General features: G+C 66.8%; 13 protein-coding genes. 9 read left to right on the forward strand and 4 right to left on the reverse strand.

The annotated features are described in order from the left end of the window. Window positions 1-3: 3 nt before the first annotated feature. The gene (locus EJV47_RS18065) at window positions 4-210 is read right to left on the reverse strand and encodes a hypothetical protein (RefSeq protein ID WP_126694581.1); all 207 of its coding nucleotides are present in this window, start codon (window positions 208-210) and stop codon (window positions 4-6) included. 148 nt (window positions 211-358) lie between these two features. On the opposite strand from EJV47_RS18065, the gene EJV47_RS18070 reads away from it, so the two are divergent. The 3 genes from EJV47_RS18070 to EJV47_RS18080 all read left to right on the forward strand — a co-directional run bounded on the left by EJV47_RS18070 (window position 359) and on the right by EJV47_RS18080 (window position 4742). Then, window positions 359-1471 carry an AMP-binding protein gene (locus EJV47_RS18070; RefSeq protein WP_126694582.1) on the forward strand — a complete coding sequence of 371 codons (1113 nt, stop codon included), beginning with the start codon at window positions 359-361 and terminating at the stop codon, window positions 1469-1471. Between the two features lie 467 nt (window positions 1472-1938). Beyond that, window positions 1939-4131: a dipeptidyl-peptidase 3 family protein gene (locus EJV47_RS18075; RefSeq protein WP_126694583.1), complete on the forward strand. Its 2193-nt coding sequence runs from the start codon at window positions 1939-1941 to the stop codon at window positions 4129-4131. 206 nt (window positions 4132-4337) lie between these two features. Then, complete coding sequence (locus tag EJV47_RS18080) at window positions 4338-4742, forward strand: hypothetical protein (RefSeq protein ID WP_126694584.1); 405 nt, start codon at window positions 4338-4340, stop codon at window positions 4740-4742. 102 nt (window positions 4743-4844) lie between these two features. On the opposite strand, the gene EJV47_RS18085 is transcribed toward EJV47_RS18080, so the two are convergent. Continuing rightward, on the reverse strand, window positions 4845-5549 hold the full coding sequence (locus EJV47_RS18085) for a hypothetical protein (RefSeq protein ID WP_126694585.1): 705 nt from the start codon (window positions 5547-5549) through the stop codon (window positions 4845-4847). A gap of 115 nt (window positions 5550-5664) precedes the next feature. Next, complete coding sequence (locus tag EJV47_RS18090) at window positions 5665-6057, reverse strand: hypothetical protein (protein ID WP_126694586.1); 393 nt, start codon at window positions 6055-6057, stop codon at window positions 5665-5667. Between the two features lie 318 nt (window positions 6058-6375). On the opposite strand from EJV47_RS18090, the gene EJV47_RS18095 reads away from it, so the two are divergent. The 5 genes from EJV47_RS18095 to EJV47_RS18115 all read left to right on the forward strand — a co-directional run bounded on the left by EJV47_RS18095 (window position 6376) and on the right by EJV47_RS18115 (window position 10574). Continuing rightward, the gene (locus EJV47_RS18095) at window positions 6376-6834 is read left to right on the forward strand and encodes an ABA4-like family protein (RefSeq protein WP_126694587.1); all 459 of its coding nucleotides are present in this window, start codon (window positions 6376-6378) and stop codon (window positions 6832-6834) included. A gap of 195 nt (window positions 6835-7029) precedes the next feature. Further along, window positions 7030-7875, forward strand: coding sequence for a hypothetical protein (locus EJV47_RS18100; RefSeq protein ID WP_126694588.1), 846 nt, complete (start codon window positions 7030-7032; stop codon window positions 7873-7875). Between the two features lie 69 nt (window positions 7876-7944). Next, window positions 7945-8502: a DUF2867 domain-containing protein gene (locus EJV47_RS18105; RefSeq protein ID WP_126694589.1), complete on the forward strand. Its 558-nt coding sequence runs from the start codon at window positions 7945-7947 to the stop codon at window positions 8500-8502. A gap of 157 nt (window positions 8503-8659) precedes the next feature. Continuing rightward, window positions 8660-9670, forward strand: coding sequence for a sensor histidine kinase (locus EJV47_RS18110; RefSeq protein ID WP_126694590.1), 1011 nt, complete (start codon window positions 8660-8662; stop codon window positions 9668-9670). Window positions 9671-9797: 127 nt separating this feature from the next. Beyond that, window positions 9798-10574 carry a LytR/AlgR family response regulator transcription factor gene (locus EJV47_RS18115; RefSeq protein WP_126694591.1) on the forward strand — a complete coding sequence of 259 codons (777 nt, stop codon included), beginning with the start codon at window positions 9798-9800 and terminating at the stop codon, window positions 10572-10574. A 62-nt stretch (window positions 10575-10636) separates the two neighbouring features. Here EJV47_RS18115 and EJV47_RS18120 read toward each other — a convergent pair whose 3' ends face one another. Next, entirely contained in the window at window positions 10637-11356 is a 720-nt protein-coding gene (locus EJV47_RS18120; protein ID WP_126694592.1) for an HAD family hydrolase, read from the reverse strand. A 288-nt stretch (window positions 11357-11644) separates the two neighbouring features. Here EJV47_RS18120 and EJV47_RS18125 point away from each other — a divergent pair, with 288 nt between their 5' ends. Further along, a complete protein-coding gene (locus EJV47_RS18125) occupies window positions 11645-12277 on the forward strand; it encodes a chloramphenicol acetyltransferase (RefSeq protein WP_126694593.1) in 633 nt (210 codons plus the stop codon). Window positions 12278-12282 lie beyond the last annotated feature (5 nt).

Consider the following 12282-nt stretch of genomic DNA (forward strand, 5'->3'; position numbering starts at 1 on the left):
CTATCAGAAAATCGAGCCGTAGGCCTGCCAGCCAGCGCACCAGCCGAAGAAGTTGCGCAGGCGCTCGGCCTTGGCTTCTTTCTTCAGGCGCTTGCGGCGGCGCTTCTCCTCCTTGCTCGGCCCGGCCGCGGCGGCGGGCGGCGTAGCCCAGTGCAGGCGGAAAACGACTTTGCGGACCGAGGCGAACGGGCTGGGCGGGGCGGTGTACATGGCCGGGCGGGAAGTTAGGGTGGGAGAAGATGCACGTCAGGGAAGATACGTTTTTGGCGGCTCCGGGGCAAGGTCGACCGCGCCATTTGTTACTTCGCGCCCCGCCGCTGCGTATGGATGCGCATCCCGGCTTTCTTTCTCCGCCCTCATGCCCGCTACCGCCCCCGACTCCCTGCTGCTCAACGGCCGCCGCTACCGCTACGCCGACATCCAACAGTACCCCGCCCACGCCGGCGGCGACATCAACGGCTACGAGGCCCGCGTGCTCGACTTCTGCCGGCAGTGGCTCAACGGCGTGCAGGAGTTCGTGCTGACCACCTCGGGCTCGACGGGCACACCCCAGCCCATTACGCTGCGCCGCAGCCAACTAGTGGCCAGCGCCCAGCGCACCATGAGCCACCTGGGCCTGGGCCTGGGCCAGCACATGCTCGTGTGCCTGAACTGCGAGTTTATCGGCGGGCTAATGATGCTGGTGCGCGCCTTCGAGCACGGCCTGCACCTGACCATCACCGAGCCAGTGAGTGACCCGTTTGCCCGCGTGCCCGCCGACGCCGCCTTTGACTTTGCCTCCTTCGTGCCGCTGCAGCTGCGCGCGGTGCTGGCCGGCGGCCACGCCGCGCGCCTGGAGCCGATGAAGGCCATTCTCATCGGCGGGGCGGCGGTCGACCATTCCCTCAGCCAGCTGGCCGGGGCGCTGACGGTGCCGCTCTACCACACCTACGGCATGACGGAAACCTGCTCCCACATTGCCCTGCGCCGCCTCAACGGCCCCGAGGCCTCGCCTTACTACCGCGTGCTGCCCGGCCTGCACGTGGAGCAGGATGAGCGCGGCTGCCTGGCCATCCGCGGCGACGTGACCAGCCAGGAGCTGGTGCAGACCAACGACCTGGTGCGCTTCGCGGAACACGACCACCACCTGTTTGAGTGGCTGGGCCGGGCCGATTTCGTCATCAACTCCGGGGGCGTGAAAGTGCCGGCCGAAAAGGTGGAGCAGGTGCTGGAAGTGACCCTGGCCGAGCTGGGCCACGCGGGCCGCCGCGCCCTCGTCACCGGCCGCCCCGACCAGCGGCTGGGCCAGCAGGTCACGGCCGTTATCGAGGGCGCGCCGCTGAGCGCAGCCGACTGGCAGGCCGTGCTGGCGCTGCTCGGCCAGCGCCTGGGCCGCTACGAGCTGCCGCGGGCCGTGCACTACGCCGGGCAGTTTGCCCAGACGGCCAGCGGCAAGCTGGACCGCCGCGCCACGCTGGCGATGATTGAATGATTGAATGATTGAATGATTGAATGATTGAATGATTGAATGATTGAATGATAAGGCGTACTGCCCGGCCCGGGGCGGGTTGCGGCTTGGGCGGTTTTTTTCGGGCCCACAGCCGCGGAGCGGCGCTATGTTGGTAGCAACGGTGCCTCCCGGAACGACCCGAGCTGCAGCGCAGCGGCATGGCCTTGCTGATGTTGAACGGAGTTGTCGTTCACGCGGCTCCGGTGCCATGCCGCTGCGCTGCAGCTCAATCCGTCTCCACATGCCGTCCGGGCTACCGACATGGCGCCGCGCTGCGGCTGTGGGTGTTGCACCTTGCGGCTGTTTGCGCCTATTCTTTCACCGGCGCCCGTTGCCTGTTCTCTCACCTGCGCCTACTCCCTGCCTTATTCCCCGCGGAGCCTTATTGTTCTGCCGGCGCGAATGTGTTGTTTTGTAGCTGATCATCTTTCGCGTTTTTCTCTCCACCGATGAAATCCACCTCGTTGCGCCCTGCCGCCGCGTGGCTGCTGGGCCTGGGCCTGGCGGGCTGCGCCGGGGCTTCGGCCACCACCGCTCCTTCCCGCAATGACGCCGCCGCCGCGGCCACCAGCTCGGCCGTCAACAGCCTGGGGGCCGCCACGGCCCAGGCTCTGGCTACGGCCCCGGCCGCCGATGCGCCCCTGGTGCGCCCCGAGCCGCCCTTCCAGGTGGTCAGCGAGCAGTTTGCCGATCTGCGCGTGCTGCGCTACCGGGTGCCCGGCTTCGAGACGCTCACGGCCAAGCAGAAGGAGCTGCTCTACTACCTCTACGAAGCCGCCCTGGCCGGCCGCGACATTACCTACGACCAGAACTACCGCCACAACCTGCGCGTGCGCCGCACCCTGGAGGCCCTGTGGCCGCTGAACCAGGAGCGCATGAGCGCCACCACCAACACCCAGCAGGTGGAGCAGGCCCAGAAGTTCAACGTGTACGCCAAGCGCGTGTGGTTCTCCAACGGCATTCACCACCACTACAGCACCCGCAAGTTCGTGCCCGAGTGCTCGAAGGAGTATTTCGCCGAGCTGGTGCGCGCCGCCGACCGCAGCACCCTGCCGCTGCTGGGCGGCGAGTCGGTGGACAAGTTCATTGCGGCCATGACGCCCATCATCTTCGACCCCAACCTGGACGCCAAGCGCGTAAACCAGGAGGCCGGGCAGGATTTGATCAAGACCTCGGCCACCAACTTCTACCAGGGCGTCACGCAGAAGGAAGTGGAGGCCTACTACGCCAAGAAAATCGACAAGAAGGACCCGCGGCCGGTGTCCTACGGGCTGAACTCGCGGCTGGTGAAGGACAAGTCGGGTAAAATCGTGGAGCAGCCCTGGAAAGTGGGCGGGCTCTACGGGCCGGCCATTACGCAGATTGTGTACTGGCTGGGCAAGGCCGCCGACGTGGCCGAAAACTCCGAGCAGCAGAAGGCCCTGCAGAAGCTGATTCAGTACTACACCACCGGCGACCTGAAAACCTGGGACGAATACAACATTGCCTGGGTGCACGATACCAAGTCGCGCACCGACGTGGTGAACGGCTTCATCGAGGTATACGGCGACCCGCTGGGCTACCGCGCTACCTACGAGGCGGTGGTGTCGTTCAAGGACCTGGAAGCTACCAAGCGCATTCAGGCCATCGGCGACCAGGCCCAGTGGTTTGAGGACCACTCCCCCATCAAGCCCGAGCACCGCAAGAAGAACGTGGTGGGCATCACGGCCAAGGTCATTACCACGGTGGTGGAGTCGGGCGACGCGGCCCCGAGCACGCCCATCGGCATCAACCTGCCCAACGCCACCTGGATTCGCAAGGAGCACGGCTCGAAGTCGGTGAACCTGGGCAACATCGTGGAGGCCTACGACCAGGCCTCGGCCGGCGGCATGCTCGACGAGTTTGCCCTCACCGAGGAGGAGCGGCAGCGCGCCCGGCAGTACGGCTCGTTGGCCGGCAAGCTGCACACCGACATGCACGAGGTCATCGGCCACGCGTCGGGGCAGATCAACCCGGGCGTGGGCACCACCAAGGAAACGCTCAAAAACTACGCCTCCGCCATCGAGGAGGGCCGCGCCGACCTGGTGGCTCTGTACTACCTGATGGACCCCAAGCTGGTGGAAATGGGCGTGGTGCCGAGCCTGGAAGTGGGCAAGGCCGAGTACGACAACTACATCCGCAACGGCCTGATGACCCAACTGGTGCGCCTGCCCCTGGGCGAAACGGTGGAGGAAGCCCACATGCGCAACCGCCAGATGGTAGCCAAGTGGGCCTACGAGAAGGGCCAGAAGGACAAGGTCATCGAGAAAGTGACCAAGGACGGCAAGACCTACTTCCGCGTGAATGACTACCAGAAGCTGCGGACGCTGTTTGGGCAGCTGCTGCGCGAAACGCAGCGCGTGACCAGCGAGGGGGACTTCAACGGCGCCAAGGCCCTGATTGAAACCTATGGGGTGAAGGTGGACCCGGTGCTGCACAAGGAAGTGCTGGCCCGCTACCAGAAGCTCAACATCGCGCCCTACGCCGGCTTTATCCAGCCCCGGCTGGTGCCGGTGGAGCAGGACGGCAAAATCGTGGACGTGAAGCTGGAGTACCCCGCCGACTTCGCCCAGCAGATGCTGGACTACGGCCGCAAGTACTCCTTTCTGCCGCACGCCAATTAGTGGTTTCTGGTTTCTGGTTTCTGAAGGTGTACATAGAGCCACTGGCCGGGTTTCGTTACAACAGTCCTTCTTCACCAACCACAACTAGAAACAAGCAACTAGAAACCAGAAACTCCCTTTGTACTTTTCCCAACAAAAAGCCCGCTGGCACCGACGGTTGCTAGCGGGCTTTTTGCTTTCTTCGTGTTCTGACTATTCCCCGCGCTATGAAAAACCTCGCCGCTGCCACCGTTTGCCTGCTGCTTACCCTCGGCCTGACCTCCGCCGCCCACGCCCAAACCAATTCGACCCGCAACCTGGCTACCCCCACGCCCGATGCGCCCCGCTACGAATACTGCGAAGTGCGCATCGTGGGCGAAGACGTGTACGCCGACTTCGGCTACGGGGCCGAGAAGCTGGGCGGCCCGGAGCTGTCGAAGCTGGAGGTGGGCAAGCTGCAGGTGTTTGCCACGCCCATCAGCGCCCTGAACTACATGGGCTCCTTAGGCTGGGAAGTGCTCCAGACCGTGCAAAGTGCTCCGTTCAGCATGGATAAGAAAGGCCCCAGCGGCAACCGCTACTACGTGCTGCGCCGGCTGCGCTCCTCCACCGGCGTGAATGTGACGAAGTAGTAATTAATAATTAAGAATGAAGAATTAATAATTGAGCGGACGAGCCTGGGACGTAAACAGAAATACCCAACGGTCCAATTACCAATTCTTAATTATTAATTATCAATTCCCCCTCGGGGCATAGTCGCTGCGGTGCAGGCCGCGCTGGGAGAACAGCCGCTCCCGGCCCCGCACGACCTTGTACAGGTCGCCGAGGAAGAGCTTGACGCGGCCGTAGAAGATGGCGCCGCTCAGGTCGTCTTCGAGCCGGTCTTCGGTGAGCAGGGCCTGGCGGTAGCCCACGCCCGCGCCCAGGCCCACCCAGCGAAACACCCGCATGTGCCCGCCGATGGTAGGCTCAATCAGCCAGATGTTGCGGCGCGGCGTGCGGTAGACGGTGCCGTCGGGGTAGCGGTAGCGCAGGTAGTACTGGCCCAGGCCGGCCTGCAGGGGCGTGCTCAGCTCCCAGCGCGGGTTGCCGATGAGCACGTACTCGCCGTAGAGCACGGCGTAGCGGAAGCGCACCCGATCCTGGCTGCCGGGCGGCACGAAGCTGGGCACCGGGGCGGTGGTGGGAATGGCGCTGCTCAGAAAGTATACCCCTACGCCGGTGCGCAGGCGGCCGCGCCACTCCACGCCCAGCTTCACGCCCTGAATGCCCACCAGCTCCTGCTGCAGAAAGGAAAAGCGCTGGTCGAACTGAAACACCACGCGGCGGTGCCGCTGCCGTACCAGGGAGCTGTCGGGCGGGGGCGGCAGCGGGGCAGCGGCGGCCGCTGCGGGGGCCGCCAGCAGGCTGGCCAGGGCGAGGCGGTAGAGAGGCTTCACGGGGCAAAGCTACGCGCTGGCGGCGCGGGAAGTTGTGGCCGGCGGAACCAGCCAGGGCCTGTAAGGGCGGTGGCGGCCGGGCACGCCGGGCGGCTTTTTCCCGGCCGCGCCCGGTTCAGCCACGCCGGCTGGCCCGCCACTCGGCGCGGACCAGGACCAGAATAACCGGCACTTCCAGCGCCGCATAAAGCACGCCCAGCGCCGTCAGCCGCGGCCACAGGTGCAGCAGCAGGCCGATAGTGAGGACGCAATACGCCAGATTGGCCCCGGCAATAATGCGCAGACAGGACCGGGCATCGGTGCGCACGAGCCAGCAGCAGCTCAGCGAGTAGGCCGCAAAGCTCAGCGCCACCGGCAGCAGCCCGTAGAGCACCGCCGGCGGCCAGCCCAAAGCGGCTTCGAACCGCGCCAGTAGCCCCAGCCCTGCGGCCGATACGAGGGCACCTACCCCGTCGAGGGCCAGGAGCTGCCGGGGCGTAAGAGGGCGCAGAAACCGTGGAAAGGCCATAAAGTGGTACCCGGTCGACAAGCCTGGCAAACCGGCGGTCAGCTGCAGGATAAGGCTTTCTGCCCAAAGTTTGGCCCGGCAGCCGCGCGCCGGTATCTGCCCGAAGGCAAAACTCGCAGCCCTGCCACCGAACGGGCGGCCAAGTTGTTACTGCGCGTCCGAACAACCCAAACCACCCCGCTGCTTCCGCCGAGCCCCGCGGTTCGCCCGGCCGGGGCCGACGGTTCACCCCGCCTGTCTGGCCGCTTCACCCGGTTTGGGTGCCGGCCGGGCCGGTGGCGGGCGTAGTTTTAGGCATCACTGCTTCTGCCAGCTACCATGCCCGCCCTCACTCCCGATTTCGTTTTCTCCCTGGCCAACGCCGCCGTGCTGCCCGCCTGGCTGCTGCTGGCCCTGGCCCCGCGCTGGACGCTCACGCGCCGGCTGGTGCGCAGCGGCGCCTGGCCCCTGCTGCTGGCCGCCCTCTACGCCGCCCTGATTCTCTCGCACTACCTCGGCCCCTACGGCACGGAGGGCGGCTTCAGCTCCCTGGCCGAGGTGCGGGCCCTGTTCCGGAACCCCTGGGCCCTGACGGCCGGCTGGGCGCATTACCTATGCTTCGATTTGTGCGTGGGCATCTGGGAAGTGCAGGACGCCGAGCGGCGCGGGCTGCCGCGCATTGTGCTGCTGCCTGCGCTGCTGTTTACCTTCTTGCTGGGGCCGGTGGGCCTGCTGCTGTACGCGGCCCTGCGCCGCCTGCGCCCCGCCCCGGCCGCCGAGCCGGGGCAGCTGGCCTAGGTCAGCTGCCCGTTGCGCCGGTTGCCGACGCCCCAGTACGACGCCGTGTAAGCGCCCGGAACTTGCCCGCGCCTGGTGGTGCACCAAAAGCCGGCTTAGCCAACCGGATTTGCGCCGCAACTGACTCAACGGCCTGAATGGCCGCCTCACCATGCGCCCAACCTCTACCATCTACCCCCAAACGCCTTGCTGACTATGAAAACAACCCTTGCCCCCGCCCTACCCCTGCCGAGTACCGCTGCGGCCCGTACCGGGCTGCCCCACTGGCTGCGGGTGCTGCACGGCTGCCAGCCGGCGCTGGCCTGGACGGGCTGGCTGCACCTGGCCCTGCTGCTGGCGTGCCTGCTGCTCTGGCCGCTGGATGAGCGCAGCGTGACGGGCCTGAACGTGTGGGTGAAGCCGGCCAAGTTCAGCCTGGCGGGCGTGGTCTACCTCTGGACGCTGGCCTGGCTGCTGGCCGATGTGCCGGCCGCCGGGCAGCGCAGCGCCCGGCGCATCGGGCGGCTGGTGGCCCTGGCCATGCTGGTCGAAATCGGCAGCATCGTCATGCAGGCGGCCCGCGGCACTAGCTCCCACTTCAACATCGGCTCGGCCTTCGACGGGGCGGTGTTTCAGCTGATGGGCGTATTCATCCTCGTCAATACCGTGGCCATCGTCTGGGCCGTGGTGCTGGTGTTCCGCCACCGGCCCTTCGGCTCGGTGGCATGGGTGTGGGGGCTACGGCTGGGGCTGCTGCTGTTTCTGGTGGGCAGCGCGGTGGGCGGCAGCATGGCCGGCCGCCTGGCCCACACCGTGGGCGCCCCCGACGGCGGCCCGGGCCTGCCCGTGCTGGGCTGGAGCACCCGCCACGGCGACTTGCGCGCGGCGCACTTCCTGGGCCTGCACGCCTTGCAGGCCCTGCCGCTGGCGGGCTGGCTGCTCGGGCGCACGGCTTGGCGCCCCCTGGCGCAGGGCCTGGGCGTAGCCCTGTTTGCCATCCTGTACGGCGCCGCCGTAGCCGGCCTCTACTGGCACGCCCTGCAAGGCCTGCCGCTGTTTTAGAACCTATCCGTCAGGGCCCCCACGCCGCCTGCCCGGCCGGGCCGCCGACTCACTGCTTTTTTCCCCGCTATGCCTGCTATTTCCGTGCGGCCCGTGCCCCTGCCCCCGGCCAGCCAACTGCCTCAGGCCCTGAGTCGCCTCGACTTCGCAGATGCGTACCAAGTGCCGCTGCCGGCCACCGCGCCGGTGCAGCCGCTGCCGCTGGCTTACGCGCTGCTGGGGCAGGCCCCGGGCTGGGTGCGCAGCCTGCTGCGCCTGCGCGATGCGCTGGTGCGCGCCCTGGGCCTGCGCACGTTTCCGGTTCGCCCCACCCATCCCGATCCGGCCGGGTTGCGCCCGGGCGACGAATTCGGGCCATTCGGTGTGCTGCGCGTGCTGCCCACCGAAGTGCTGCTGGGTCAGGACGACCGGCACCTTGACTTCCGGGTATCGGTGCTGCGGCTACCCGATGCGGCCGTTGTCTCCACGGCGGTACGCTTTCACAACCGATTGGGCCGGCTGTACTTTGCCCTGATTCGCCCCTTCCACCGCCTGATTGTCCCGGCCATGCTGCGCTTCGGCTGCCGCCGCTTAGCGCGGCCCGAGCAAGCCGCTTCCGCCCCGCTGCCGGGGGCCGCGGTGGTATGACGCCCTGACGGCGCAGTACCACTGTCCTTGAACTCGTCGGTACCTGCATCCTGCCTTCTCGGCCCCACGGGACCGGCAGCAGCCCCGACTACCAGCCGGCATCGGGCCACCAGCCCCGGCCGGTTGGCCCTTGGCAGCCGGCCTGCATCTTTGCTCCATGAACGATTTGCGCATCCGCCTGATTGGCATTCCGCTCATGAGCCTGCTCATCACTGTGCTCACGGCGGGCCACTACCCCCTGACGTGGAACACGTTGCTGCTGGGCTGGAGCATTTCGCTGCTGTTCACCGCCGTGCTCTGGCAGGGCACGCGCACCATCTGGGGGCTGCTGGTGGAGCGTTTCCCGAGGGTGGAGCAAACGGCCCGGCGCCTGTGGCTGCTGCTGACCCTGGGGCTGCTTTACACCGGCGCCGCCACGCTGGGCATCGTGCTGCTGCTGCACCAGCTCGTGCCGCAGTATTTTCCGCTCACGCCCCGGTTCGTCATGGGCCAGATTGGCTTCTGCCTGGTGCCCACCACCATCGTGCAGCTGGGCTACGAAAGCCGGCACTTCTTTCAGCAGTGGGCCGCGGGCGTGCGCCGCGCCGAGCAGCTGCAGAGTGCCAGCCAACGCGCCCAGCTGGAAGCCCTGCAGCAGCAGCTCGACCCGCACTTTCTGTTCAATTCCCTCAACACCCTGGCGGCCCTGGTGGAGCCCGCCAACGCCCCGGCTCAGCAGTTTGTGGAGCAGCTGGCCGACGTGTACCGCTACGTGCTGCTGAGCCGGGAGCGGCGCACCGTGCCCCTGGGCGAAGAGTTGGCTTTCGTGCAGGCCTACGTGGCCCTGCAGAAAGCCCGCCTGCGCGACAACCTGCACGTCAGCCTGGCAGTGCCCGCGCCGCTGCTCGACCGGCACGTGGCCCCGCTGAGCGTGCAGTTGCTCATCGAAAACGCGCTCAAGCACAACGAAGCCTCGCGCCAGCACCCGTTGCACGTGCACGTCACGGCCCTGGGCGAGTGGCTGATGGTACAGAACCCACGCCGCGCCCGCACCACCAGCTTCACGCCGCCCGGCACCGGCACCGGCCTGCGCAACATCCGCGAGCGGTACGCCCTGCTCCTGCCCGAACGGCCCGTGGAAATTGAGGCCGCGGAATCTACCTTCACGGTGAAGCTGCCGCTTATTTAGGGTAGGAGGGTATGGAGGTCGGAGGGTATGAGTTTTATGAGGTATCAGTGCCGCAACTCATACCTTATTTAGCCTCCCAAACCCAATAACTCCTCAACTCCTACCCCCATACCCTCCTACCCTAAAAATGAACGTCCTGCTGCTCGAAGACGAATACCCGGCGGCGGAGCGGCTGCAGCGGCTGCTGGCCCAGGCGGCGCCCGAGGCCCGGGTGCTGGCCCAGCTCGATACCGTGGCCGGGGCCGTGGACTGGCTGCGCCGCCACCCCGCGCCCGACCTCATCCTGGCCGATATTCACCTGGCCGACGGCATCAGCCTCGACGTGTTCGACCAGCTGGTGGTGACCACGCCCGTCATCTTCACCACCGCCTACGACCAGTACGCCCTGCAGGCCTTCAAAACCCACAGCGTGGATTACCTGCTCAAGCCCGTGAAGCTGGCCGAGCTGCAGACGGCCCTGCAGAAGCTGCGCCAGTGGCACAGCCCCGCCCTGGCGGCCTCCGCCGTGGCCGAGCGCCTGCAGGACCTGCTGCACCAGCAAACCAGCGCCGGCACCCCGGCGGCGCCCAAGACGCGCTTTCTGGTGCGGCAGGGCGAGCAGCTGCTGCCCGTGCAGGCCGCCGACGTGGCCTGGTTTCAGAGCCGCCACGAGACCGTGACGCTGGTCACGCTCGGCGGCCCGCGCTACCTCGTCGACTACACCCTGGAGCAGCTGGAGCAGTTGCTCGACGGGCGGCAGTTTTTCCGGCTCAACCGGCAGTTTATTGCCCAGCTGCCGGCCGTGCAGCGCCTGCACCCCTGGTTCAACGGCAAGCTGAAGCTGGACCTGCTGCCCGCCCCCGCCGACGAGGTCATCGTGAGCCGGGACAAGGCGGCGGCGCTAAAAAGCTGGCTGGAAGGCTGATTTGGCGGATAGCCCGGCCAGCTGTTACGGTCCGTTGTCGCGCCGCAACTATCCGCCCGCTACTAATCGGCCTCGTCGGCGGTCAGCGCCTGGATGTAGCTCACCACCTCGGCCAGGGCCTCTACGCGGTGGAAGTCGACGCCCACGAGCTGCTCGGCGGGCACTTCCTCCATCACCCAGGTGGTGTGGTAGGGCACGTGCACGGCCCGGGCGCCCAGGCGGGCCACCGGCAGCACGTCGGATTTCAGCGAGTTGCCAATCATCAGGAACTCCTCCGGGCGCAGGCCGTAGCGCTGCAGAATGCGCTGGTACGAGGCTTCGTTTTTCTCGCTCACGATTTCGACGTGGTCGAAGTACGGACCCAGGCCGGAACGGGCCAGCTTGCTTTCCTGGTCGAACAAGTCGCCCTTGGTGAGCAGCATCAGGCGGTGGCCCTGTTCCTGCAGCACCTGCAGCACCTCCGTTACGTCGGGCAGGGGCTCAATGGGGTAATCGAGCAGGCGCTTGCCGCGGTCGAGGATGTGCTGGATTTCGGTGCCTGTCACGCGGCCCTCGGTCAGGCTGATGACGGTTTCGACCATGCAGATGATAAACGACTTGGCCCCGTAGCCGAGCAGGGGCAGGTCGCGGCGCTGCACCGCGTTGAAGCGCTGGCTGAGCGCGGCGGCGTCGGCGTAGTGGGTGAGCAGCTCGTAGAGCTGGGCTTCGGCCTCGTCGTAGTGCGGCTGGTTGGGCCACAGGGTGTCGTCGGCGTCGAAGGCAATGAGCTTGGGGGCGGTCATAATCGGGGATGGAAACGGGGGCAGCCAGCACGGGCCCTTGCAGTGCGGCGCAAAGCTACGGCTGGCGCCGGTTTAGCCGTCGAAGACGGCGTAACCGGTGCCTACCATAAGGCAGGCTTTCAGCCTGCGGCCAGCGCCCGGACGAGCTGATTTGGCTTGCTGTAACAACACCCCTATAACAACGCTTCACGCAGGTTGAAAACCTGCTTTATGGTGGGCACCGGTTACCCTCGCTTTGCTCGCTAAACCGGCGCCAGCTACTGCCTGCTTGTCTACCTTTGCCCGGCTATGAGACACCTGCTTGACCTCACCGCCTGGAACCGCCGGGAGCATTTCGCCTTTTTCTCCGCGTTCGAGGAGCCCTTCTTCGGAGTGGTGGCCGACGTGGACGCCTCCCAGGCCTACATCCACGCCAAGGCCGCCGGGGAGTCGTTTTTTCAGCGCTACCTGCACGCCGTGCTGCGGGCCGTCAACGCCGTGGAGGCCCTGCGCTACCGCATCGAGGACGGGCAGGTGTACTGCTACGACGCCATTCATGCCTCCCCCACCCTCACCCGCGACGACAATACCTTTGCCTTCGGGTTCGTGCCCTACGCGCCGGATTTCGCCGAATTCGGCCGGGGCCTGCGGGCCGAAATCGAGGAAGTGCGCCAGAGCACCGGCCTGCGCCTGAACGACAACGCCGCCCGCCTCGACGTCATTCACTTCTCGGCCATTCCCTGGGTGTCGTTCACCGGCCTCACCCACGCCCGCGCCTTCCGCCACCCCGACTCGGTGCCGAAAATATCGGTGGGCCGCACCCGCCGCGAGGGCGCCCGGCTGCTGATGCCGGTGGCCGTCAACGCCCACCACGGCCTGGCCGATGGCTACCACGTCGGCTTGTTCTTCGAGGAGCTGCAGCGGGCCCTGGACGAAGCCTAAGCGGC

Source organism: Hymenobacter gummosus, assembly GCF_003970915.1.
In the GTDB taxonomy this organism is placed as follows: domain Bacteria; phylum Bacteroidota; class Bacteroidia; order Cytophagales; family Hymenobacteraceae; genus Solirubrum; species Solirubrum gummosum.

Bases quoted from the DNA above. Each gene is read 5' to 3' on its own strand.
- EJV47_RS18090 (WP_126694586.1), bottom strand. From the start codon at position 6,057: ATGGCCTTTCCACGGTTTCTGCGCCCTCTTACGCCCCGGCAGCTCCTG.
- EJV47_RS18110 (WP_126694590.1), top strand. From the start codon at position 8,660: ATGAACGATTTGCGCATCCGCCTGATTGGCATTCCGCTCATGAGCCTG.
- EJV47_RS18115 (WP_126694591.1), top strand. From the start codon at position 9,798: ATGAACGTCCTGCTGCTCGAAGACGAATACCCGGCGGCGGAGCGGCTG.
- EJV47_RS18125 (WP_126694593.1), top strand. From the start codon at position 11,645: ATGAGACACCTGCTTGACCTCACCGCCTGGAACCGCCGGGAGCATTTC.
- EJV47_RS18105 (WP_126694589.1), top strand. From the start codon at position 7,945: ATGCCTGCTATTTCCGTGCGGCCCGTGCCCCTGCCCCCGGCCAGCCAA.
- EJV47_RS18065 (WP_126694581.1), bottom strand. From the start codon at position 210: ATGTACACCGCCCCGCCCAGCCCGTTCGCCTCGGTCCGCAAAGTCGTT.
- EJV47_RS18120 (WP_126694592.1), bottom strand. From the start codon at position 11,356: ATGACCGCCCCCAAGCTCATTGCCTTCGACGCCGACGACACCCTGTGG.
- EJV47_RS18070 (WP_126694582.1), top strand. From the start codon at position 359: ATGCCCGCTACCGCCCCCGACTCCCTGCTGCTCAACGGCCGCCGCTAC.
- EJV47_RS18075 (WP_126694583.1), top strand. From the start codon at position 1,939: ATGAAATCCACCTCGTTGCGCCCTGCCGCCGCGTGGCTGCTGGGCCTG.
- EJV47_RS18100 (WP_126694588.1), top strand. From the start codon at position 7,030: ATGAAAACAACCCTTGCCCCCGCCCTACCCCTGCCGAGTACCGCTGCG.
- EJV47_RS18095 (WP_126694587.1), top strand. From the start codon at position 6,376: ATGCCCGCCCTCACTCCCGATTTCGTTTTCTCCCTGGCCAACGCCGCC.
- EJV47_RS18080 (WP_126694584.1), top strand. From the start codon at position 4,338: ATGAAAAACCTCGCCGCTGCCACCGTTTGCCTGCTGCTTACCCTCGGC.